Annotated in this window: 22 protein-coding genes and 1 tRNA gene; 12 read left to right on the plus strand and 11 right to left on the minus strand. The window is 56.4% G+C overall.

Annotation, left to right across the window (positions count from 1 at the left end):
* Positions 1-125 precede the first annotated feature (125 nt).
* Positions 126-1,511, plus strand: coding sequence for an anaerobic C4-dicarboxylate transporter (locus ACP8J1_RS05740; protein WP_023021600.1), 1,386 nt, complete (start codon positions 126-128; stop codon positions 1,509-1,511).
* On the opposite strand, the gene ACP8J1_RS05745 is transcribed toward ACP8J1_RS05740, so the two are convergent.
* Complete coding sequence (locus ACP8J1_RS05745; RefSeq protein ID WP_023021599.1) at positions 1,508-2,314, minus strand: class I SAM-dependent methyltransferase; 807 nt, start codon at positions 2,312-2,314, stop codon at positions 1,508-1,510. The genes ACP8J1_RS05740 and ACP8J1_RS05745 overlap by 4 nt on opposite strands.
* 37 nt (positions 2,315-2,351) lie before the next feature.
* Here ACP8J1_RS05745 and ACP8J1_RS05750 point away from each other — a divergent pair, with 37 nt between their 5' ends.
* From ACP8J1_RS05750 to ACP8J1_RS05760, 3 genes are read left to right on the plus strand one after another with little or no spacing between them, the layout of a single operon-like run.
* The gene (locus ACP8J1_RS05750; RefSeq protein WP_023021598.1) at positions 2,352-3,782 is read left to right on the plus strand and encodes an ABC transporter transmembrane domain-containing protein; all 1,431 of its coding nucleotides are present in this window, start codon (positions 2,352-2,354) and stop codon (positions 3,780-3,782) included.
* On the plus strand, positions 3,782-5,524 hold the full coding sequence (locus tag ACP8J1_RS05755) for an ABC transporter ATP-binding protein (RefSeq protein WP_023021597.1): 1,743 nt from the start codon (positions 3,782-3,784) through the stop codon (positions 5,522-5,524). Before ACP8J1_RS05750 ends, ACP8J1_RS05755 begins: the two co-directional genes overlap by 1 nt.
* Positions 5,521-6,480: a CE1 family esterase gene (locus tag ACP8J1_RS05760; RefSeq protein WP_023021596.1), complete on the plus strand. Its 960-nt coding sequence runs from the start codon at positions 5,521-5,523 to the stop codon at positions 6,478-6,480. Before ACP8J1_RS05755 ends, ACP8J1_RS05760 begins: the two co-directional genes overlap by 4 nt.
* On the opposite strand, the gene ACP8J1_RS05765 is transcribed toward ACP8J1_RS05760, so the two are convergent.
* On the minus strand, positions 6,477-7,736 hold the full coding sequence (locus tag ACP8J1_RS05765; protein WP_023021595.1) for a site-specific DNA-methyltransferase: 1,260 nt from the start codon (positions 7,734-7,736) through the stop codon (positions 6,477-6,479). The two genes, ACP8J1_RS05760 and ACP8J1_RS05765, sit on opposite strands and share 4 nt — an antisense overlap.
* 357 nt (positions 7,737-8,093) lie before the next feature.
* Between ACP8J1_RS05765 and ACP8J1_RS05770 the strand changes: the two genes are divergently transcribed.
* Complete coding sequence (locus ACP8J1_RS05770) at positions 8,094-8,267, plus strand: antitoxin (protein WP_023021594.1); 174 nt, start codon at positions 8,094-8,096, stop codon at positions 8,265-8,267.
* Between the two features lie 205 nt (positions 8,268-8,472).
* Positions 8,473-9,855 carry a hypothetical protein gene (locus tag ACP8J1_RS05775; RefSeq protein ID WP_005329528.1) on the plus strand — a complete coding sequence of 461 codons (1,383 nt, stop codon included), beginning with the start codon at positions 8,473-8,475 and terminating at the stop codon, positions 9,853-9,855.
* A gap of 46 nt (positions 9,856-9,901) precedes the next feature.
* Here ACP8J1_RS05775 and ACP8J1_RS05780 read toward each other — a convergent pair whose 3' ends face one another.
* The 4 genes from ACP8J1_RS05780 to ACP8J1_RS05795 form a co-directional block, all read right to left on the minus strand.
* Positions 9,902-10,510, minus strand: coding sequence for a response regulator transcription factor (locus tag ACP8J1_RS05780; protein ID WP_005329531.1), 609 nt, complete (start codon positions 10,508-10,510; stop codon positions 9,902-9,904).
* Positions 10,503-11,492 (minus strand): sensor histidine kinase, encoded by a 990-nt coding sequence (locus tag ACP8J1_RS05785; protein ID WP_232212593.1) that lies wholly within the window; start codon positions 11,490-11,492, stop codon positions 10,503-10,505. The genes ACP8J1_RS05780 and ACP8J1_RS05785 overlap by 8 nt, the downstream gene beginning before the upstream one ends.
* A 155-nt stretch (positions 11,493-11,647) precedes the next feature.
* Positions 11,648-12,439: a hypothetical protein gene (locus ACP8J1_RS05790; protein ID WP_005329537.1), complete on the minus strand. Its 792-nt coding sequence runs from the start codon at positions 12,437-12,439 to the stop codon at positions 11,648-11,650.
* 39 nt (positions 12,440-12,478) lie between these two features.
* Entirely contained in the window at positions 12,479-13,402 is a 924-nt protein-coding gene (locus tag ACP8J1_RS05795; protein ID WP_023021592.1) for an ABC transporter ATP-binding protein, read from the minus strand.
* Between the two features lie 91 nt (positions 13,403-13,493).
* Here ACP8J1_RS05795 and ACP8J1_RS05800 point away from each other — a divergent pair, with 91 nt between their 5' ends.
* A complete protein-coding gene (locus tag ACP8J1_RS05800; RefSeq protein ID WP_023021591.1) occupies positions 13,494-14,066 on the plus strand; it encodes a cadmium resistance transporter in 573 nt (190 codons plus the stop codon).
* 37 nt (positions 14,067-14,103) lie between these two features.
* On the opposite strand, the gene ACP8J1_RS05805 is transcribed toward ACP8J1_RS05800, so the two are convergent.
* The 3 genes from ACP8J1_RS05805 to ACP8J1_RS05815 form a co-directional block, all read right to left on the minus strand.
* Positions 14,104-14,177, minus strand: a tRNA-Pro gene (locus ACP8J1_RS05805).
* A 71-nt stretch (positions 14,178-14,248) separates the two neighbouring features.
* A complete protein-coding gene (locus ACP8J1_RS05810) occupies positions 14,249-14,638 on the minus strand; it encodes a YchJ family protein (RefSeq protein WP_023021590.1) in 390 nt (129 codons plus the stop codon).
* Positions 14,638-15,789, minus strand: a complete 1,152-nt coding sequence (locus tag ACP8J1_RS05815; RefSeq protein ID WP_023021589.1) for a bifunctional alpha/beta hydrolase/OsmC family protein — start codon at positions 15,787-15,789, stop codon at positions 14,638-14,640. Before ACP8J1_RS05815 ends, ACP8J1_RS05810 begins: the two co-directional genes overlap by 1 nt.
* An 87-nt stretch (positions 15,790-15,876) precedes the next feature.
* On the opposite strand from ACP8J1_RS05815, the gene secA2 reads away from it, so the two are divergent.
* From secA2 to ACP8J1_RS05840, 5 genes are all read left to right on the plus strand, one after another.
* The gene (gene secA2, locus ACP8J1_RS05820; RefSeq protein WP_023021588.1) at positions 15,877-18,168 is read left to right on the plus strand and encodes an accessory Sec system translocase SecA2; all 2,292 of its coding nucleotides are present in this window, start codon (positions 15,877-15,879) and stop codon (positions 18,166-18,168) included.
* An 85-nt stretch (positions 18,169-18,253) separates the two neighbouring features.
* Positions 18,254-18,688 carry an oxoglutarate dehydrogenase inhibitor Odhl gene (gene odhI / locus ACP8J1_RS05825; RefSeq protein WP_023021587.1) on the plus strand — a complete coding sequence of 145 codons (435 nt, stop codon included), beginning with the start codon at positions 18,254-18,256 and terminating at the stop codon, positions 18,686-18,688.
* 99 nt (positions 18,689-18,787) lie between these two features.
* The gene (gene ftsR, locus ACP8J1_RS05830) at positions 18,788-19,534 is read left to right on the plus strand and encodes a transcriptional regulator FtsR (RefSeq protein ID WP_034655346.1); all 747 of its coding nucleotides are present in this window, start codon (positions 18,788-18,790) and stop codon (positions 19,532-19,534) included.
* Between the two features lie 38 nt (positions 19,535-19,572).
* Positions 19,573-20,166 carry a bifunctional nuclease family protein gene (locus ACP8J1_RS05835; protein WP_486697320.1) on the plus strand — a complete coding sequence of 198 codons (594 nt, stop codon included), beginning with the start codon at positions 19,573-19,575 and terminating at the stop codon, positions 20,164-20,166.
* A 146-nt stretch (positions 20,167-20,312) separates the two neighbouring features.
* On the plus strand, positions 20,313-20,876 hold the full coding sequence (locus ACP8J1_RS05840) for a MerR family transcriptional regulator (protein ID WP_023021584.1): 564 nt from the start codon (positions 20,313-20,315) through the stop codon (positions 20,874-20,876).
* A 275-nt stretch (positions 20,877-21,151) separates the two neighbouring features.
* Here ACP8J1_RS05840 and ACP8J1_RS05845 read toward each other — a convergent pair whose 3' ends face one another.
* Together ACP8J1_RS05845 and ACP8J1_RS05850 are read right to left on the minus strand one after the other, a co-directional pair.
* Positions 21,152-21,997: a hypothetical protein gene (locus ACP8J1_RS05845; RefSeq protein WP_023021583.1), complete on the minus strand. Its 846-nt coding sequence runs from the start codon at positions 21,995-21,997 to the stop codon at positions 21,152-21,154.
* Positions 21,998-22,037: 40 nt separating this feature from the next.
* Positions 22,038-22,886, minus strand: a complete 849-nt coding sequence (locus ACP8J1_RS05850; RefSeq protein ID WP_023021582.1) for a hypothetical protein — start codon at positions 22,884-22,886, stop codon at positions 22,038-22,040.
* Positions 22,887-22,892: the final 6 nt, after the last annotated feature.

Here is a 22,892-nt window from a genome sequence, read left to right on the forward strand (position 1 = left end):
TCAGGCGAGCGATTTTTGCACTGAAAACGGTGTGAGAATTAGCTCGCCTGTCCGTTTATGTCCGTTCATGTGGGGATCGATAGGATATAACCAGTTATAGATCCTCTCGTGATGGAAGGCTTTGTATGTTAGCCAGCGTAATCGCGCCAGATTCAATTCTGGCCATCGTGCTCCAGATCATCATCATCCTTAGCGCCCTGCTCTTGGGCACTCGCTATGGTGGCATCGGGCTGGGACTAATCTCCGGCATCGGTCTGATGCTCATGGTCTTTGTTTTCGGCCTCGCCCCGGGCGAGCCTCCGGTGTCAGTGATGCTGACCATCATCGCAGTCATTGGTTGCGCGGCTACCTTGCAACAGGCCCGCGGGTTGGAAGTGATGATGCAATTTGCCGAAAAGTTCCTTCGCGCCCACCCAGAGCGCATCACCATCCTCGCGCCGCTTACTACCTGGTTCTTGACGGTCCTATGCGGTACGGGCCACGTGGTGTACACGATGTTTCCGATTGTTGAGGACATTGCGCTGAAAAAGGGCATCCGCCCTGAACGCCCGATGGCTGTCGCCTCGACGTCGGCGCAGATGGGTATTACGGCCTCTCCAGTGTCTGTGGCCACCGTGTCCTTGGCGTCTATCATCGCGGAAAATGCCGGCGCTATCGACCACGCCTATTCCATCCCGCAGATCCTGATGGTGGCTCTTCCAGCGTCACTTTCTGGCGTCATTCTTGCCGCACTGTGGTCGCTGCGCCGCGGCAAGGACTTGGACGAGGATCCGGCATTCCAGGAGCGAATGAAGGATCCGGAGTTTGCCGAAAGCATCAACCAATCCACTGGGTCGCTTATGGATGAGGAATTTTCGCCGGAAGCAAAGCGTGCGGTAGTTATCTTCCTCGTCGCTATCGCCAGCGTTGTCGCCCTCGGCGCCTTTGAATTCCTTCGCCCGCTTGTTCCGGGAGATGATGGCGAGCTAAGCCCGCTGTCTATGAACCTGGTTATCCAAATGGTCATGCTGGTAGCCGGCGCAATTATCTTGCTCAGCTGCAAGGCAGACCCAAAAAAGATCGCTTCCACCCCGGTGTTTAAAGCCGGCATGACCGCAGTATTCTCCGTGTTCGGTGTGGCCTGGATGGCGGATACCTTCTTCGAAGCCCATATCGACGCTTTGGAATCCAACCTGGGCTCCGTAGTGGAGGCCGCCCCATGGGCCTACGCCGTGGTGCTGGTCATCGTGTCTAAGCTGGTGAACTCGCAGGCCGCGGCCTTGGTTGCAATTGCTCCGATTGGCCTGCAGCTGGGCATCGACCCTGCCATCATCGTCGGTTTCTACGGCGCGGCCTACGGCTACTTCATCTTGCCCACCTACCCCTCGGACCTTGCCTGCATTGGCTTTGACCGCACGGGAACGACGCACATTGGCAAGTTCGTCATCAACCACTCCTTCCTGATTCCCGGCGCCATCTCGGTATTTACTTCCTGCGTCGTGGGCTCGCTCCTAGCGCAGATCCTGCTTTAATCCGACTCCCGTACCAGCACAAAGGCATCCGTGCGGTACGGGATGTGCAGTTTTTGTCCGGGCGTATATCCCAAGTGCTCGTAGAGGTACCAGTCCAGGTTGTGGGTCATGCGCTCATGGATGGCTTCGCCGTTGCGTAGCCAGTAAGACCGGGTATGCATTAGCTGGTGAAGTTGTTCCGGGGTAAGTTCGTGCTCCCAGGTCAGGCGGAGTTCTCGCTCTAAAGACCACGGCGCCGTATAGTCCGGGTAGAAACCCGGTTTATGTACATCGCCAGAGTGCATAATGCGAGAAAGCCGCAAAACCCATGGGTCGGCATTGACATCGAGCGTATTCCAGACCAAGAGGATTTTTCCGCCCGGCGCGAGGACGCGGTCAAGCTCTGCGCAGGCGGCTGCCACATCAACCCAGTGCCAGGTTTGGGCGAGGCAGGCTGCGTCTAAGGAGGCGTCGGCAAGCGCGGTGTTTTCGGCCGTAGCACGCAGGACCGGCAGGTGTAGACGGGAAGCGAGAACTCCCGCCATATCGGCGGAAGGCTCCAAGGCTATAACCCGCTCATTGGGAAGGGACTCAGTGAGCTTTCCGGTACCTGCACCTATATCAGCTACGGTGTGGGCAGGGGCGATAAGGGCAGTGACTTCGTCCGGATAGCCAGGGCGTACATCGTGGTACGTGCTAGCGCCGCGGCGGAAGGCTTGGGCGGAGGCGGTGCGTTGCGCGGCAGTGCGGAAACCGGGGCCTTGCTTCGTGGAGGCCTTGCGGTAGCTAGGAAAGTGACGGGGATCTGGGCGGCGAGTCGACATAGCTCATCTAACCTACCGCGAATTAGAATGGCTGCCTATGAGGACACTTCCCGCAGCATCAGATCCCAGGTGGCTGCTGAAGACGGTCTTTTCCCGCCCTGCTCTTACTGTGCCGGCAGCGCTATGCATGGTTGTGTCCTTTCTGCTTAACGCCACCACCCCAGTGATAGTGGGCCATGCCATCGATGAAGCCGTGGAGCAGGGATCCATCCACCGGCTGGGGCTATGGCTAGCGGTATTAGTAGCCGCATTCGGTCTTAATGCCCTAGCCGCCTGGTACGGGCGCGGGCTGAATGCCCGAGCCATGTTGGTAATTGGCCACGATGTCCGCATGGCCATCACGGATAGGATTCAAGACCCGCGTGGAATGGCGGGCAAGCCCCGCAGCGCCGGCGAGTTGCTGGCTATTGCCTCCACGGACGCTAGGCGGGTGCAGAATGCGGTGATGATGACGGTATTCCCCGTCGCAGAGATTAGCGCCATTGTGTATGTGGCTATCATGACCAGCCGCATCAATCTACCCTTGGGCATTGCCATTTTGTGTGGCGGCCCGCTCGTGGTGTCGGGCTCGGTGCGCGCGGCACAGCCACTGCGCGCCCGCTCAGGAATCCGCCAGGCGGCGTTGGCCAAAGCCAGTGCAATGGCCACCGATCTGGTGCACGGCCTTCGGATACTCAAAGGCTTGGGTGCGGTAGCAACGGTGAGTATGCGCTATGCCCAGGCCTCTGACACTGCCTATGAGCGAACGGTAGACGCCAATGCCTCCCAAGCGCGCCTCAATGCTGCTACGGAGATTTTGGGCTCGGTGTATGTCATTGCGATGGGCCTTGGGGCAGGTGCGCTGGCAATGCATTCCACTATCAGTGTGGGTGAGCTTATTACGGTTATTGGTCTGACGCAGTTCGTCATCACGCCGATGACGATGTTGGGACGAAATATTGCCTCGCGCTGGGCAGCCGCGCAGGCAAGTGCTGCCCGCATTACAGCCGTCCTTGCTGCTCCCAGCGTGGAAGGCAAGAAACCGCAGCTTCCGGCCCTCGCCCCTGGAGTGAGCGTGGTGGCCGAGCCTGTCCCAGGTGATCTAGTTTTTCTGCCGCGGGAGCGTTTCCTTGTTGCTCCGCACGATACGCTGCTTTTTGAGGGAACCGTGCAGGAGAATATTTCTTCCGATAGCGCGGTTGCCAAACGGGCGCTTTACACGGCCGCGGGGGAAGATATCCCGGGTGGTTTAGATCGCGAGGTGGGGGAGGGCGGCCGGAATCTTTCCGGGGGACAACAGCAGCGCGTGGCGCTAGCACGAGCAATTGCGGCGGACCCTGCGGTCCTTGTTTTAGCCGATCCCACTACCGCCGTGGACTCGGTGACTGAGCAAGTCATTGCGCAGCGGGTAGCACACCACCGCGGTATAAAGCCAACACTCGTTTATACCGCTTCGCCGGCATGGACTGCTATGGGATCGAGGCTATGATGCGGTTTCCTACGGCTTCTTGGCGCCAGGTGCGCGAAGAAATTAGCCGGCAACTTTCCGACGTCCCCGGTTCGCGGCTGCAGGCTGCCGTGGCCCTTGCCTTACTCACCGCGGGCGCAAGCGCCAATGTAGCGATCCCGATCCTGCTGGGAAAGATTGTTGATGCCGTCATCACCAAAAGCGCAATTTCTACTATTGGCCTTTCGTTGATAGTGGTAGCCGTCGTCTCCGCAGTGCTCTCCGCAGCGGGGTTCTTTCTTCTCTCCCGCCTTATAGAGCGGGTGATTTCGGCTTTGCGTGAAGACATGCTGTCTACCGCTTTGCGCTTGCCCACACATCGTGTGGAGGAAGCGGGCACCGGGGATTTGGTCTCTCGCTCTACCGATGATGTAGCAGAGCTCTCGGCAGCGGTCACCGAGACCGCACCAGTGTTGGCCAAATCTGCTTTTGCCATCACCACCACCGGGGTGGCGCTGCTTAGCCTCAATTGGCAATACATACTGGTAATAGTTGCAGTTACGCCGCTATATGTAGTCGCCGCTTGCAGGTACCTGCACCGAGCCCCTGGCCGCTATGCCGACGAGCGTGCGGCCATGGCTGAGCGCGCGCGCAGGCTTCTTGAGGCGATACGAGGGCGAAAGACCGTGCGCGCCTTTGGACTGGAAGGGCAGATGCATGCCGGCATCGAACGTGCCTCCGCGCAAGTGGTAAAGGATGGCTACGCAGCACGTAAAACCATGATGGTTCTACAGCTGTGGATGACTGGCATCGAGCTCACCATGCTGTGCTGTGGTCTTGGGGTGAGTTTTTGGGCGGTGCAAACGGGAGCACTCACGGTTGGCGCCGTAACCTCAGCCATGCTTCTGCTCATCCGTTTGCGGGGCCCACTCATGGGATTGATGCGGGTAATCGACACCGTACAATCCGGCTACGCCTCGCTGTCTCGCATAGTCGGGGTCGTCGTTGACCCGCCGCGGGCGGTGCCGGATTACGGCGCTCCAGCCCCATACGGAGAAGCCGAAATGCGAAATGTGAGTTTTAGCTACGGCAACGGTGGCTGGGCTGTACGAGACATCAGCCTCAATATTCCTGCCGGGCATACGGTGGCTTTAGTCGGAGCCTCCGGCGCGGGTAAGACTACCGTGGCCGCACTTTTGGCTGGCTTGCGGGTTCCTGAGGAAGGAAAGGTCTTGGTCGACGGGGTAGAGGTAGCACTTCTTTCGGACGCTGAGCGCGTGGCGCGATTAGCCATGATCTCCCAAGAGGTACACGTTTTTTCAGGCACCCTCCGCGAGGATCTTTCTTTGGCTGCCCCTCAGGCAAGCGACGCACAGATGCTTCAAGCACTCGACCGGGTGGGCGCACGCTGGTTTGCGCAACTAGACGAGGGCCTAGATACGGTTATCGGCTCACAGGGAGTCCAATTAGATCCTGTGGCGTCCCAACAACTCGCGCTAGCACGAATATTGCTTTTGGACCCGAAAATCGTCATTATGGATGAGGCCACTGCGGAGGCGGGTTCGGTGGGAGCCGAAGCCCTCGAAAAGGCCGCCATCGAAGTCACCCGTGGGCGTTCGGCGTTGGTCGTGGCGCATCGGCTCGACCAAGCAGCACGGGCGGATAGAATCATCGTGATGGATAATGGCCGCGTGGTTGAACAGGGAAGTCACCACGACCTGCTAGATTATGGTGGCCGTTATAAGCACTTATGGGACGCATGGCAGAAGGGAAGACAAGGATGAACGCGAGGTCACTTCGGGCCGTGCTCGGTGCGGTAACTGTGTGTTTCCTTGCCGCTGCTGGCACTTCGTGTTCTAGCGAATCAACAGAGTCCCCGCACGCGGCAGAGACCACCAACACCGTTAACCTAGGAATCCCTACCTCCGCACCCTTGAACGGCCCTGAGCCGGGCTCTTTTAGGACGATCAACCTGCCTTCCGGGCGTTCCTTTATCCTCAGTGTGCCCAAAGACTATTCTGGGGATAAAAAATGGCCTATCGTCCTCGCCTTTCACGGGTGGGGTCAGTCTGCCGAAAACCTCCGTGGTTATTCTCGTCTTGATGCTGCAGATGCCATCATGATTTTCCCAGAAGGCAAGAAAAAGGCGTGGAGCCCCGCTCCATATGCCAAGACCTCGACAACGGAAGATAAGAAGTTTGTGCGGGAAATAATTGATGCGGTCCGCGCTACTTACCATGTCGATGATGGTCGAATTTTTGCCACCGGTATGTCTAATGGCGGCGGATTTGCTGCCTATCTGGCCTGCCAGATGCCCGATACCTTCAAATCCGTTGCCACCGTTTCCGCTGCCTATTATGAAGACATTCTGAAAAACTGTGCGCACTCTCCCGTCGGGCGGCTGGATATGCACGGCACCGTAGACCCTGTGGTGGGCTATTACGGAGGCACTCGCCACAAGACCAAGTACTACTCCGTGGAGTCCGTGCTGGAACAAGACCGCAAACGCAATGGTTGTTCGACCAAGGTCGATACCACCCGCTTGGTCAATAATGCGCTCGATATGAGGTGGAGTGGTTGTACCGCACCGCTCGAACATATCCGTATCGCCGGGGGTTCGCACGTGTGGCCTGGAGGCACGGCGGACGCGCACAACGAGGTAGGTAGGTTCTTCGCTACCGATCGCGTCTTAGATTTCTTCGGAATTCCTGGTCGTCCATCCGGTACCGCACAAACCTAGAACTGCTTAAAGACCTGAAAGGTAGCACCTGGAACCTTGCGCACCCTTTCCATGCAAATATCTGCAACGGTAGAAAAACCAGCGCGGTGAGCCGTGCTACGCGGGGAGGTAGGCTCCGGAATTTGCGCTAGATGGAAAGTCCTGGACCCCCCATCTTCGGCGTTGAGCTCTATAACCGCCTGCGCTGTGGTGCCGGACCCAGCAAAGAAGTCTAAGACGCGAGCATCCTTGCCACCACCAATGGACAGAAGGTGTTTAATCAGGCGTACCGGCTTTGGAAAATCGAAGATGCCCTCTATACCCATTGCTTCCTCCGCATCGCGTCGGCCGGTGCGGGTCACTCCAAAGCGCTCGCCGTCCAGGATCGAACGTGGGCGTGCTCCTACCTTCTGGTAGTTCTTGGTGTAGACAAACCCTCGACGGAAAACCAGCTCATCGTAGAACTGTTCCACCTTGTCGAGGCTCCATCGCCAGCGAGCGACCTTTTTCTTTCCCACCGGTTGGTCTGGCCAATACTCCTTTCCATCGGGCCCTGAAATAGGAAAATCTAGAGAAGGAAGGTAACCAAGGGTTTTAGAATCTAGGCGTACCAAGGAGTATTTTCCCTTGTCATCCTCATGGTTATATTTAGTGGAGGTATGACCTCGGATATCGATATTGAAACCGGGGTTGTCTGGAGTTCGGGCATAACACAGGATGTATTCGTGCTCTACCACGGCGTATTTTGCATCATTTTTGCCAGTACCGGCCTTCTTCCAAATCAATTGGCCGGCAAAGCATCCCTCGCCAAAAACCTCATCGAGAACCTTGCGGGTATTGGCTACCTCGTCTTCGCCAATGGAGACGAAGATGAACCCCTCAGAAGACAGCACTTCTCGAGCCAAAATCAACCGGGGGAGCATCATCGATAGCCATTCCGAGTGCCATTCCGCATAACTTCCTGAACGCAGCTGGCGACGTAAACGGTAGTTATCGCGGTAGACAAAGTCTTTGCCCGTGTTATAAGGGGGATCGATATATATGACGTCAAAGACCTCTCGGCGGGCGGCTAGCTCTTGCAAAACTGGAAGATTATCTGCGGCAAAGATCCTATTGAGGGAGTCACCCGGTGTACTAAGAGCAGAATCGAGCGGGAAATTCCGCGCCAAGGGCGTATGTGCGGCTTCTCGGGCTGCGTCTTTGCCTGGCCAAACTAAGCCAAAAAATTCCCCGCCCGTATCCGGGTGTGATGGGCGCGGTGGGTTAGCAGTAGCCATGGTGCAAAGCCTTTGTCAGGGGAGGAAACGTCAATATCGTCTAACGCTAGCATTCGCAAGAATCTGGGCATTTGGTATTAGCCAAAATGCTGCCGCTGCCTAATAGCATGGGGCTTTGGAGTGCGGCTAAGCCAGTGGCCTGACATGGTCGTCAGGCTGTGGGGCCTCCATTTGTCATTCTGAGAAGAACTCCGTTACAGAGCGGAATTGCTTTTGGTTTAGCGGAAAAGAATATTTGGTCTAGTGACTCAATCGCTCGATTTGGTGGCATGGAGCTAGAAGTATCGGTACGTTGGGATGTGTTGCCGGACACGGCAATAATTAGACAAAGCTAGAACTAGAAGAAAGGATAACCACATGGGTATCTTCGATAAGGCCAAGGATGCACTGAACTCCGACAAGGGCGAAGAGTTCACCGATAAGGGCTTGGACAAGGCTGCTGACGCAGCTAAGGGCAAGCTGGGCGAGGACAAGGCAGACCAGATCGACAAGGCTCGCGACGCTGCTGATGGCAAGCTCGGCAACGAGTAAATAGCGTTCACCTGCTAGACGGGTGAACAGTTAGTTTTTATTTTGGCCCCCAACCCGTCAGGGTGGGGGCCAAAATGGTATCCCAGTTCAACCCAATGGGCTGCTAAAGGTCTATACCAGTGATATCACCTATTTGTGGGTGAAATGCGCTATAGAATGGGCGGATCCGCCTGAACTTTTGCAGGAAATCGCTAGGATTATTTGCGTGAACAATCTTGAAGGCACCGTCTCCCACGCGGGCTCCGCTAAGCAACGCTTGCTGGAGCAGAGTGCTCGTATCCTGGCCAAGGGTGGGCGCGACGCTTTACAGGTTTGTGCTGTCGCGGAACAAATCGATGTGCCAGTCGATGAAGCTAAGTCCTTTTTTGAAGACGACCACGACCTTTATATTCAAACCAGCCGGTTCTTGGACGAGCGTCTCCGAGTAGCTGCCTACGAGGCACTCGATAAATTGCCGGATGGTGTGACCGCGATTCAGAAACTTCGCGAGTCTGCCAAGGCTTACTTCAACTTAGCTGTTGATAATCCCACCTACTTCGCCGCTTATAACAACTGCGAGACGGCAACGAGTTTTCCCAACTTTGAGGAAGGCATCGAAGAGGCGAAAAGCTTTGATGCCTTTCCGCCCACTTTCCGCTGGATGCTTGAACAGATGCGGGAAGCAGCCATTGCAGCACGCGGCGATTTTGATCACCGTTTGGTAGTGACCCAAGCTCTTACTTTTTTGTCTGAGTTGCAAGGTATCACCCACTTAGCCACGTTCGGCATTATGCGGCATCTTTCGCCGACGGCGAAGAAGCAGACCTTTAATGCTTGCATTGAGACTTTGTTCTCTGGTTTGGAAGTTAGCTTGCGTGACGGGGAGATTGCGCCCTTTGAACCGCGAGCACTCGTTGGCGATCCAGCGGAACCGTTTACTACAGCAGCGAAGGACATGCCAAAGTCTACGATTGAGGAAAAGCGCGCAGCCGTCTTCCGTGGTGCGGCCGAAGAGATTGTCTATAACGGTCTTCCTAGCTTGCATCTCGGCTCTGCTGCCGCACGAGCAGGCGTAGATTTGGCAGATGCGGAGCATCTTTTCGACGGTAATTCTCACCTGCTGCGTTCTTTGGAAGAATCTTTGGATGAAGCCAATACGCTAGCAATCATGCGCCAGAACCAGGCCGTGCCAGAAGGTTCTCACGGACTGGATTATATTAAGGCAACCGGCTTTGGTTATTTGGAGTATGCGCTGGAAGATCCCGTCGGCTTTGTTGCCCTCATTGAGGTCTCTAGCCGCTCGATCGTCCCCGTTTCTTTCGACGAGACCGGCGATACTGAGCAACCATTTGATATGGGCAAGGCATTTACCTTCATCATGAATTTGGTGCGCGATGCCATTGCTGAGTCGAATGGACCACGTTCGCCGTGGATTCTTTTTACCCAGATTGCAGCTTTGTGGGCTTCTATCCACGGCCTTTCGCAGCTAAGTACCGTAGGTGCGTTGCGCTATCACTCGGCCAATTTTTACTTTGGCCTAGCTTCTAAGGTGATGGACATACTCCTTCAGGGCATGGTTAATGTACTTGAGCTTAAAAAGCCCGATTAAGCATCCACAAGCAGCAAGGGGATTTCGGCACCGGGCGTCGCGTTTTCTAAATCCATCCTTGCGTCTGCGCTATGGTTGCTGCCTCAAAGCGATTTCCAGCCGCAGTTTTGGCGATGAGCGAAGATATAATATTGCGCACCGTTCCATTGCTCAGGTGGATCTTGCGGGCGATCTGGTGAGTGCTACTACCTTTCAAGGCGAGAAGTGCGACTTCTTGTTCGCGTGCGTTCAGTGGATTTTCCCGAATGAAAATGGTCTCTTGGGCGAGTGCTGGGTCAATGACCTTAAGCCCGGAGTGCACCCGCCGAATGTCTTCGGCTAATTTTTCTGGCGGGGTATCTTTGACTACGAACCCGGAAACCCCGGTCTCCAGCGCCCGTTTCACGTAGCCACCGCGGCCGAAGGTAGTGACTATGAGGCTGCGGCAGCCCGTGCCTTGCAGCTCAACGGCGGCATCTAGCCCGTTCTTGCCGGGCATTTCAATATCCAGCAGAGCAACATCGACGCTATGCTTGGCGACGAGCCCCGCAACCTCCACACCCGTTGCGCACTGTGCTACAACGCTAATGTCTGGCTCTGTTTCCAAGAGAGCAACTAGCGCCCCTCGCACCAATGATTGATCCTCAGCAATGAGAACTCGAATGGTTTCAGGCATCGCCTACACCTCCGTCGGTGTTAAGAGGAAGAAAGTCGTTGTCTCCGTCCATAGTAACCAAGGCGAGCGTGCAGTCATTGCGGCGCGCAAAAAGCAGCTGCCCGCCAGCTTTTGTCACGCGGTTGCGCAGACCACTAAGCCCTCCTTGGGGACGGAACAGGCTTTCTTCTGCACCGAATCCGCAGCCATCGTCTGCTACCTGCAGTTGGTGGTCTGTCACTTGGACCCAGCAATGGGTGGCACCGGAGTGCCGGACCACGTTGGTGGTCAATTCGCGCAGAGCCCAGGAAAATTCGGCGTCATAAAGACCAGCGGCCTTGGTAGCCGAAGGCAAATAGGGCGCAATACCCGCGGTTTCGAGCGCCCTCCGGGCGGCGTGGATTTCGCCTTCAAAAGTGGGCATGCGCATCCGAGTCACTGTGGAGCGGACTTCCGCCAGACCTCGGCGAGAAAGCTCACTTACCTCTTGCAGTTCCTGCCTTGCCCGCTGTGGATCCGTATCTATTAGCCGGCGCGCCAGCTCGGACTTAAGATTAATCACGGTAAGAGAGTGCCCCAAGAGATCGTGAACATCGGTAGCAATATCCTCGCGCTGGCGTGCCAGCTCCAATCGGCGTTCTAGCTTTGCGCGACTATCTTGACGCTGGGAAAAGGTGCCGAGCAGCACTAAAAATATTGGCCAAGCGAAAAGGACGATGAGGACCCAGCCGATATTTTTGGGCGTAAGGTACCAAGTGGCAGCAGCCACCACAGCCCCTGTAAGAAGGGTGAACGCTAAGCTGTGGCGCAAAGGAAGGTTAAAGCCGAGCAATGCCGCCAAGTACGGCGCAAAAATGACGGCAATGCTCCCGAAGAAGACAGTCGACAATACCGCGATGGCTGCAAGTGCAAACCAATACAGCCCGATTCGCTGCTCTACCCGCCATCCGCGGGGGTAGTAGCCTCCAGCGCCGAAAGCGAAGAAATAGACAAGACCGAACACTAGAGCGCACGAAAGGGCCCCGATTTGATTAGTAAGGGTCATCCCCGGCGCGGCAAAAGTGGTCCCCAGTCCAGGAATGAGAAAGACTAACCACACACTGGCAAAAAGCGCTCTTTTGAGGCTGAACCCGCGGAATGGCTCTCGGAGAGATGACATCAGCGCCGAGCTTTGTCGCGGGAGCGTAGCAGGAGGCACGCGGTCAGGAAGATTGTCGTCCATACCGCGAAGTTTAGCCACGCCATCCACAACGGGTGCGTAATCGTGCCTTCATCCCCGTTGAGGAACTGGCTTCCTTCTGCCAGAGGCCACTGGGCTAGTACAACTGGACCGAAAAGGGGAGTGAAGCGGCCCCACTCCATTAGCGGCTTGGTCAGCGGTGTGAACACATTCGCCGCGAAAAGAAAAAGAACAACAGACGTCGAGGCGATTGCGACGGAGTTGTCGGTGGGCAACGCCATTGCCCACACCAAGCCATAAAAGCCCAAGGGAATGGAAACTAGGAGGCAGGAAATGAAGCTTAAGATCCACTGGTGTGGCTGCATTTCCGCATGTGTAGCGGCGCCAGTCAAATATACTGCCGTAATGGGTAGCAGGGCTTGAAAGCCGATGGATATGAGGTTTGCCCACAGCAGCTGGCGTGAGCGTAATGGAGTAAGCGCTAGTTGGCGTGCCCACCCAGTCTTGGCATCGGTGACGGCGGAGCCGGCGGCTGCAACGGAACCGGCGACGCCACCGTAGAGAGCCATACTGATCATTTCTAAGGCAGCAAAATTTCCTTCTTTAAAGGGGGTATCGCCAAAGTCCATCATGGCGCCGAAGAGGAGATAGAAAAGCACCGGCAAAATGGTGCTGAAAAATATCGGAGTGAAGTTTCGACGCAGGCGCAGCAGGTTATGGGCAGCAAACCGCAGGGTTCGTGCAGTGGTGGTTGCAGATTTTATCGTCATGGGAGATTCCTTGTGCAAAGGTTTACTGGAAGTGGCTGGTTAAGGTTGGGGCGCAGTCATCGTTAAAAATGCGTCCTCTAAGGAGCGATTCCGAATTGTGATGTTGCGCGCCGAGGTGTGGTTAAGGAGGTATCTTGCAAGCGCATCAGAGTCACTGGTTACCATGCGGGCGTAGTCGCCAGACTGGGAAATCTCGGTAGAAATCGGTAGCTCGTCTGTAGAGGGGACTGGCCCTGCGAACTTCGCCTCGACAATGCGCTGGGCCGAATGCTCGCGAAAATCCTGGGCGCTTGCATCCGCACGTAGTTTGCCTTCATGAAGGAGAATAATCCTTTGCGCAAAATTGTCCGCCTCCTCCAGATAGTGGGTGGCAAAGACAATAGTTCGTCCCAACTCTGCCTGGCGGCGCATGGTGGTCCAGAACTCGTGGCGAGCATTAGCATCCATTCCTGCAGTAGGCTCATCGAGCAAGAGAACGCGGGGATTGCCTAAAAGCGCGAGCGCGAATCGCACACGCTGTTGCTCGCCGCCAGAACATTTGCCCACCTTTCGGTGAAGGATCCGTGTGAGGTCGGCTTGTTCGGCTATATCCCTGACTGGCAGGGGATGCGGAAAGGTGGCGGACATCATCTGCAGGGTGTCCAGGACTGTGAGCTCGGGCAGGAGGCCGCCGGTTTGCAATACGGCACCGATTTCTGAGCCTTGGACGGCGGCCCGTGGGGTGCGGCCAAGCACGGCAATGTTGCCTGCGGTGGGGGTGGTGAGCCCTAGGATGAGGTCAAAGAGGGTGGTTTTACCTGCACCATTGGTGCCTAGGAGCCCTACGATCTCGCCTTGGGAGATACTAAATGAAACCTCGCTCAGCGCACGGACTGGCTCTGAGCCCCTCGTGGTGAAAGTTTTACTCACTCCGGAAACTTTTATGGCTGGTGTGTGTTTAGCCCTTAGGTCTGTCGTGCTCATACCTGAAAAGTATCCGGGGCCAGCCAGAATAGTGAATAGGATCTGTCATGAAATTTTCATGACAAGTGTCATGGTGCGATAGGCTGGGTGAGTGCTTACTACTCTCGCAGCGGCCGCTGGGCTATTTGTGGCCACCAATATCGATGACATTGTAGTGTTGTCCCTCTTCTTTGCCCGTGGTGCTGGGCACAAGGGTACAACTGCCGCAATTTTGACGGGCCAGTATCTCGGTTTCCTCGGCATACTGGTGGCCTCTTCCGTTGTCGGATTGGGCTTCAACGCCGTTATACCGACCGATCTCATTCGCTACTTTGGCCTCATCCCGTTGTTATTGGGCCTGTGGGCGGCGTGGCAAGCATTCCGAGGTGAGGATGACGATGAGGATATTTCCGGCAAAAAGCTGAGCACGCTGGCGGTCGCCGGAGTCACTTTTGCCAATGGAGGGGACAATATCGGCGTATACGTGCCCGTTTTTACTACCTCTACGCCGGCCGAAGTAGCAGTTTATTGTGCCGTCTTTCTTGCGCTTGTAGCCCCACTTGTTTGGGCGGCGCGGTTTGTGGCAACCCGGCCAGGAATCGCCGAAGCGCTGGAGAAGTGGGAGAGTGTGCTCTTTCCCGTGGTGCTCATTGCGCTGGGAATCGCGATTTTGCTTGCAGTATAAGAAAAACCAGCACCGTGTAGGTGCTGGCTGCTTTTTGTCGGGCTAACAGGATTTGAACCTGCGACCCCTACACCCCCAGTGTAGTGCGCTACCAAACTGCGCCATAGCCCGCCGTCGCACTGTGCGACTCATCTAGATTACATCAGTAGGATTCTACTGTGAAATTTGGGGTGTAACCTGCGTTAAAGCTCGCCGGTGGAATACACCCACGTACCGTCGAAGCGGCGGAACGAGGAACGTTCGCGCTGCGAACCGACAGCTGCTCCCTTATAAAACGCCTCAAATTCCACTACGCCGGAACTATCCATAAGGCCGCCGCCTTGGGTATCTAGGATATCGAGGCGGTAGAACCTAATGGGGGAGTCTGCCAAGTCGAGGGCCTCAGGTCGAGTGACAGGATCCCACGTGCGCAGCAAGTACTCCTCGTCGCCGGTAACAAAAGCGCTAAACCGGGAGCGCATGAGCGCTTCTGCGGTGGGCGCATTGCTACCGGCATGGTACTTGCCGCAGCACTCGCCGTAGGAAAGGCCGGTGCCACAAGGACAGCGGCGCGAGGAGTCATAAGCAGGCATTAGTGTGCGTCCACGATGGTGACGTTGCCTAGCATGCGCTCGACATCAGTATCCTTCGCGGCAGAGTGCAAAATTGATACCTCTTCCGCTGAGAGGTTACCGGCGAGTTCGATACGGCGCTCGAAGCTGGCAGGGCCGGTTTGGATGATGCTCACATGGACGTCGTCAAGCGCGAGCTTTTTGCCGGCCTCCTTGATTGCTTGGGTCGACGCCGCGGCGAGGGCAGACATAAGAAGGCCCTCGGCGGTAAAGCCCTTGCCCTTGCCGCCGTTCTTTTTAGTGCGGTCGGCGCTAAGGCTATGGTCATTGTGGCGCACGACCACGCCGAATTTGGTGCCGGTAGCCGGCTGCGCAACAGCGGCGTCGGTACCTACTTCTTCCGGCGTGTAATCGGGAACGATAAATTGCTCGGCCCATGCCCCGATGAGGTCCGCTGCACGAGCGGCCGTACCTTGCTTGGTGAGCAGGTGGTCGGCCTTGTCGAGGGAGACCAAGGACTTGGGGTAGCGCGTGAGGAGGAAGATATTCTGCGCATTATCGATACCCACGGTTTGGTCGATGGGAGAGTGCAACACCATCAAGGGCTTGCGTAGCTTAGGCAGATATTCCTCGGGGTTGGTATCTGCCAAGTCCTCCAAGAACTTGCGGGAGATGATGAGCCCGCGGCCGCCGAGGACGACTTCTACTTCACCATTGGCGTCGACCTCGCCAATCTTATCCGCGTAGTGAAGCACGGAGTGGGCTGGATCAAACGGGGCGCCGAGGGTAGCTACCGCTTTGAGGGACTTCATGGTCGTAGCTGCCTTCAAAGCGGCGGCTCCGCCCAGCGAGTGGCCCATCAGCAATTGGGGTGCAGAATAGTGTTCCGTCAGCCACGCGGCTGCGGCGTGGATGTCATCGACGTTTTGGCTAAAGGTAGTATCGCCGAATTCACCGGCGGACTGGCCCAGGCCGGGAAAATCAAAGCGCAGCGTGGCGATGCCGAACTCGGTGAGCTGCTTCGCGGTGCGGGCGGCACCAGGGGTATGGCGGGAGCCGGCGAAGCAATGGGCAAAGATGGCGTAGGCGATCGGGGGAGAATCCGGGAAGTCGATGGTTCCAGCCATCTCAGTACCCCGGCTCGAAGGCAGCTTTACATTGACGGATTGCATGAGAACTAGAATAACGGGCCTCTTTCCCGCAAGCCATACGAGGTTGACTACAGTCGATAGGAGCAATCCATTTAAGGAGGATGAGTCATGGGCGCGTTTGATTGGTTCTGGAAGGCAATGGGCTCGCAAAGCGAGCGTAATAATAAGAAATCCAAGGCCATCGTGGGTTCGGCAGACGAAGCTGCCCGGACATTGAGCCAGCACGATGACGCAGCTGTGGCCCAGGCCGCGCGCGATGCCGTTCAGTCCGGTGAGATAGTGGACAAGGCGCAGTTCCTCGCGGCCCTGGCAGTGGCCTGCGAACGCACCCTGGGCATGAACCCCTTTAACGTGCAATCACAAGCGGTCCTGCGCCTACTCACCGGAGACGTCATCCAGATGGCCACCGGTGAAGGCAAGACACTGGTGGGTGCCATGGCTGCCACCGGCTTTGCGCTGACCGGAAAGCGCGTCCATGTAGTTACCGTCAATAACTATCTTGCTGCTCGCGACGCCGAATGGATGCGCCCCGTAGTGGAGTTCTTTGGCCTGAGCGTTGCCTCGGTAACAGAGGGCATGACTCCGGACGAGCGCCGCGTTGCCTACGCACAGGATATTATCTATGCGCCCGTGAACGAGCTAGGCTTCGACCTGCTGCGCGATAACCAGATCACTGACCGTTCCCACACCGTGCAGGCCGCCGGGGATGTTGCCTTGGTGGACGAAGCCGACTCCGTCTTGGTAGATGAGGCCCTTGTGCCGCTGGTACTTGCCGGAAACCGACCGGGCGAAGCACCCACCGGACATATCACCAATGTGGTTTCCCACCTGCGCGAAAAGCTGGACTACATCATCTCTGAGGACGGCCGCACCGTTCAATTGACCGAAGATGGTGCGCGCCGTGTGGAGCAAGAATTGGGCATTGATTCGCTCTATTCCGAGGAGAATATCGGCACCATTTTGGTGAAGGTTAACCTTGCCCTGCATGCCAAAGCGCTGCTTATCCGAGACATTCACTACATTGTGGTTGACGGCAAGCTGCAGCTTATCGATGCCTCGCGGGGCCGCGTTGCCGACCTGCAGCGCTGGCCCGATGGCCTGCAAGCGGCGGTAGAGGCCAAGGAAGGCCTGGAAGTCTCTGAAGGTGGGCGCATTCTCGATACCATCACCTTGCAAGAACTTATGCGGCGCTACCCACTGGTGTGCGGGATGACGGGCACCGCGGTGGAGGCAACCGATCAGCTGCGCCAGTTCTACGGTCTGCACGTCTCTGTTATTGACCGCAATAAGCCGCTGCAGCGGTTTGATGAACAAGACCGTATCTTTGCGACGGTCGAAGATAAATCTGCCGCTATCGTGGAAGAAATCGCAGCCATCCACGCCACGGGGCAACCCATCCTGGTGGGCACGCAGGATGTCGCCGAATCGGAGGATCTGGCAGATGCACTGGGCAAGCGGGGCATTGAGGTTAATGTCCTCAACGCCAAAAATGATGAGCAAGAGGCGCGGATAGTCGCCGAGGCCGGAGATATCGGGCGCGTTACCGTTTCTACCCAGATGGCCGGTCGTGGTACTGATATCAAGTTGGGCGGCGCTAGTGAGGCCGACCATGACGCAGTAGCGGAACGTGGCGGCCTTGCGGTCATCGGTACCTCGCGGCACCGCACCGCCCGCTTGGACAACCAGCTGCGCGGCCGTGCGGGCCGGCAAGGAGATCCGGGGCTTTCCCTTTTCTTTGTCTCCTTGGAAGATGACGTGGTTCAGCAAGGCGGCGACGGCGAAACTGTCCGCGCCCAACCGGCGGAGGACGGACGTATCGAGTCCAAACGGGTCAGTGATTTTGTAGCGCACTGCCAGCGCGTGACCGAGGGGCAATTGCTCGAGATCCATGCCCAGACGTGGAAGTACAATCAGCTTTTAGCTGATCAACGCATCATCATCGATGAACGCCGAGCCAAGCTTTTGGATACCGATCAAGCCTGGCAGGAGCTTTCCCAACGCGCCCCAGAGCGCGCAGCAGAGCTGGCGGAGGTTCCCGAGGAAGCTCGCGTTAAGGCCGCACGCGAAATCATGCTCTATCACTTGGACCTTGCATGGGCCGACCATCTGGAGCTCATGGACGATGTCCGTGAGTCCATTCACTTGCGCGCTATCGCCCGCGAGACGCCGATCGATGAATACCACCGCATTGCGGTAAGGGAGTTTAAGGACTTGGCCCAGCGGGCCGTCGAAAAGTCGGTGGAAACCTTCCACACAGTGCTTATCGACGCCGCCGGGGCGCACCTTGATGACGCCGGCCTAGCCCGCCCGAGTGCTACGTGGACCTACATGGTTTCCGATAACCCCCTTGCGGGCAAGGGAAATTCCGTGCTGAGCGGTATCGGAAACATTTTCCGGTGAAATAAATCTCCACCAAAGGGTCGCGGACCCAAATAAGTCGCTAGTATTGTCATAAGTAACTCGTAACTAATCCCCGGAGGTAACAATGAGCGAGAACACCGGAACCCCGGAACCACAGGTAGAGACCACATCTGTATTCCGCGCAGACCTGCTCAAGGAGATGGAAAACGGCGCGAATGGCAACGAGACTGCCGTTGCCGGTACCGATAACCTGGCAGAGGGCCAGGCACTATTGGTGGTCAAGCGCGGCCCGAATGCGGGTGCCCGCTTCTTGTTGGACCAGGCGACTACCACCGCTGGCCGCCATCCCGAGGCGGACATCTTCCTCGATGACGTTACGGTATCCCGCCGTCACGCGGAATTCCGCAAGAATGACGATGACAAGTTTGAGGTAGTTGACGTCGGATCCCTCAACGGAACCTACGTGAACCGCGAGCCACGCAACTCCCAAGTGCTCGAGGTGGGAGATGAAATCCAAATCGGTAAGTTCCGTCTGGTTTTCATCGCTAACCAGAGCTAACTCTTTCGTAGACCGGCCGCGCTTCCTTTCTAGGAAGGGCGGTGTAGTCTACGTATGGCACGATAAGAACTTTTTCAGGACCCCTAAGAGATAGACACAGTGAGCGCAGCAGATTCTTCGGCAGCAGCAGTACGCCGTACCAGCCCCAAAGCTAAAAAGGCTAAGACTATGTCCATTGGCGTGGTTTTGGAGACGCTGAATCAGCAATTCCCAGACGTCACGGTGTCCAAGATTCGCTTCCTTGAATCAGAGGGGCTTATTAGCCCGCAGCGCACGGCCTCGGGCTACCGCCGCTTCACTCAAGAAGATGTGGACCGGCTGCGTTATATTCTTACTACTCAGCGCGATAACTATACGCCGCTAAAGGTTATCCGTGAGCAGCTAGAGGCCATGGATTCCGGTCAGGTCACCGCCATTGTTTCTGCGGGCCATGCCGAAACCCTCCTGTCCCCGCAGCAGTTTAAGGCCCCTGTCGTCACGCGCTTGACTGATGTAGAGGTAGCCACGCAGGCGGGGTCCAGTGAAGATGACGTCGCATCCTTAGTGAAGTACGGACTCATTCGCCCAGATGCTGCTGGGTTTTTCAATACCGATGACGTGGCTATTGTCTCAGCCGCCGTGGCCCTCAAGGCTTTTGGTTTCGGTGCCCGTGAGCTTAAGTCCCTGCGCAATAACGCGCGCCGGCAGGCTGACCTGATTTCCCAGGCCGCAGCTCCAGTGGCACACTCAAACTCTGATACTGCACACCAGAAGGCGGAAGAAATCTCCCAGCAGATGACCGCGCTCGTGGTGTCTTTGCATGCGACACTGGTGAAATCAGACCTACGTGACGAATACCAAGCTTAATACACCGTCATTTCCATCTTTGTGGGAGAGTGGTAGTCATGAGTGATGTAACCCTAGAGTTCCACGGAATCCACCAAGTCGGTCCTGAAGATGATGTCTGCGCATTGTTGCGCTGGCCAGAGGAAAACCGCTTGATCCCCGTGTGGATTTCTCCCATTGAGGGCATGCAATTGGCCGCCGCTTTAGATGGGCACCAGCCAAACCGGCCCAACTCGCACGACCTGATCTGCGAGATCCTTGAGGCAACAGGCGGGGTGGAATCCATAGACGTTGCCAACTACCACCAGGGAACGTTCATGGTAGACATTAAGGCTGCGAACGGCGAGGCTTATTATGCTCGGGTTAGCGATGCGCTAGCTGTATCCGAATTTTTCAATGTCCCCATTTCTGCCGAGGCGGAGCTCCTCGCGCAGGTATCCGTTTATGCCAGTGATGCGGATCTGAAAGAATATTTCGACTTGGAGATTTCTACCCCTTCTCAAGATGATTCGGAAACTGGCAGCGAAAGCGCGGAGTCTTCCACATCGGCATCAGGGAATGCGCAGGCAGATGCGGATTTCGAGGCCATGATGAGATCTTTGGGAATGGAAGAAAAGGATTTCCTTTCGGGGGATGATGAAGAAAAAAGTTAATGACACGCGTGTGACTAATGGTGACAATGTGGTTTTAGAAGTCTAAAGTTGTACTTGAAAGTTGAGCCGGCAGCGCTTGACGGGTGCATGCGCTTGGCTTTTAATTGATCTTTAGAACTTCCAACAAACCCCATTGGAGTAATTACGTGAGCATTATCGAGGACTCCCAGTCCGAATCCACCTACGTGCAGGAATCACTTTTTGATGTCGGACCTGATGAGGAAGTGGGCTACCGCGTGCCTATTGCCTGCCAGGTTGCCGGCATTACTTATCGCCAGCTGGACTATTGGGCACGCACCAACTTGGTCAATCCGTCCATTCGAACGGCACGTGGTTCTGGTTCCCAGCGCCTGTATTCCTTCAAGGATGTATTGGTACTCAAGATTGTTAAGCGCCTGCTAGATACCGGCATTTCCCTGCAAAATATCCGTTTGGCCGTTGAGTCTCTGCGGGATCGTGGTGTCAATGATTTGGCAGAGCTCACTCTCGTATCAGATGGCACCACCGTGTATGAGTGTCGTTCTAACGATGAGGTAATCGACTTGCTTGCCGGTGGCCAGGGCGTCTTTGGTATTGCAGTTCCTGGTATTTTGAAGGAACTGTCCGGCACCATTTCTTCTTTCCCTTCGGAACGCATCGAAGACTTCGCCGAGGACAACGTCGTCGGGCTCGACGAGCTTGCTGCCCGTCGCAAGCGCAAGAGCTCCTAGGCTTCGAACATAAGAATCCACCCTATTTCCCGGCTCACGGGGAAATAGGGTGGATTTTTGATCTCTAAACAACAAGCAGCCTACGTTAAGTGACCCCTCGGAACCTTGTATCTCTGCGCGTCGCCGGGCCCTAGCCCAAGGCGCTCCGATCCGGTTTTTAACACGGGCTCGATTATTGAAGTGCCACCTGTGCCTAGCTGTCGGTACCTTTATGGAGATAGAAGTAAAGGCACCGAACATAATTGTCCGGTGCCGAAGGAAAGGGCGGTTGGATATTAAACGCCTGCGGCCTTAGTTATAGCGCCAGTAAGCTTGGCTTCCTCCGCTGAGTCAACGGTGGTGAAACTATCGGCTGCGGACTTTAGAGCCGCATCCACGTTGCCTTCACCTACGTGCACGACACTGAGGGAAACGTCCTTCGAAGCAGCGTCCTTAAGTGCAGCCGTAAATTGAGCATCATCCATGTCTTGCTCGGTACCTGTAGTCACCACGAGCACCCGCGCCTTGTCGCCGCTACCTGCAGCTTGGTCGGCAGCGTTAGCTACAGCCGCTACAACAGCGCTACGCGTTTGTGGAACACCGCCGGTACCAAAGCCTCCGAGCGTGCCGGATACGGCATTGCCATCACCAAAGCCCAAGTTCTGGCGGTAGCCAACCGTTGCCGTCTCAGAGATGGGTGAAGAATAATTCCACAAGGACACAGCCCCGCCGTCAGCAGCTAGGTCAGACGCGGTGGTGCCCAAGGCCTGGGAGACAGGACCGTAGATGGGAGCCATTGAGGAGGAAGTATCCAAAAGAAGTAGGGTATTTGCAGCCATCGTTAGGTCGGGCTTGGGTTGTGCTGCGGAACTAGAAGCTGGGGCGGAGCTCCGTGGAGAGGAAGAACTGGTAGGCGCGGCGGAAGTGGGGACACTGGAGGTCGTTTTCGTGGTCATCTCCGTTGTAGCTTCGCTGCTGCTTTCAACAGCTGCGGGAGCAGCGGTATCGTCCTCATCGGCATTGTCCGTACCTCGCAAGAGGAAGGCCACCAAGGCGATGATGGCCAGAAGCGCGATGACAGCCACTGCAATAACCCATCCCGCTACCGCGAAGGTATTTTTCCCATTTGAATGCCGTGCCATGTGGTGTGTTCCTCCCAAGCAAACTGCCGTTGTTAGTGGCTTATTGTAGCGGGGCGAGTGCCTGATCTATCACAGCGACAAGCCTGGCTCGCAGCGGTTCGGCCTTCTGCGCCAGGGAACGCTGCCGAGAGACATATTCGGCTTTGCCTTCAGGGGTTTCGATGGGCACTACACCGAGACCCCAATCACGGCAGTCATAAGGAGAGGCCTCCATGTCTAGGATGCGTGCTTCAATCGCCAAATCTAGGCAGTCAAGGAATAGCTTGCCGGGAACCAAAGGGCCTAGCTTCCACGCCCATTTATAAAGATCCATCGTGACGTGTACGCAGCCCGCTTGGTCATTTGCGGGCTGGTCTTCGCGGTGCAGCACGGTGAGGTTAAGCGGACGAGCTGGTGGGGTGAAGAAACGGAAGGCATCGTAGTGGGAGCACTTAATTGAGTGTTCATCCACAACGCGGTTTGTGCCTTCTGCACCTAGGCGCAAAGGAAGCGAATGGCGCGGGGTGTCTGTGTGGTAAACCATCGCCCATTCGTGCAGGCCAAAGCAGTCAAAGTGGGCGGGGTTGCTTGCAGAGTGGCGAAGAAGATTCGAGATATAACGAACCGAGCTACCGCGGCGTTGTAGAAAGCCAGCCACATCGACGGTTACGCCGTCTGGGGTGGCGTGGTAGTCGCGCCATTCGGCGTGTGGGGGAGTGCCTTCTAGCGCTATTCCTACACCCGGGTGCCAACGCTTCAAGTGGGAAGGCCGGACGGGGTAGTACTCAAAGAGAAAATCGAAGACAGGGTGATAGCTGCCAGGGTGGCGGAAACGCTCTAAGCGGTCGGTGGCTTGCTTTTCGTGTTGTTGCAGCTGAGCTTGCCAATCATCCGGGCTCAAAGTGTGCACGAGGGC

It is taken from the genome of Corynebacterium sp. LaCa_205, from assembly GCF_057458085.1.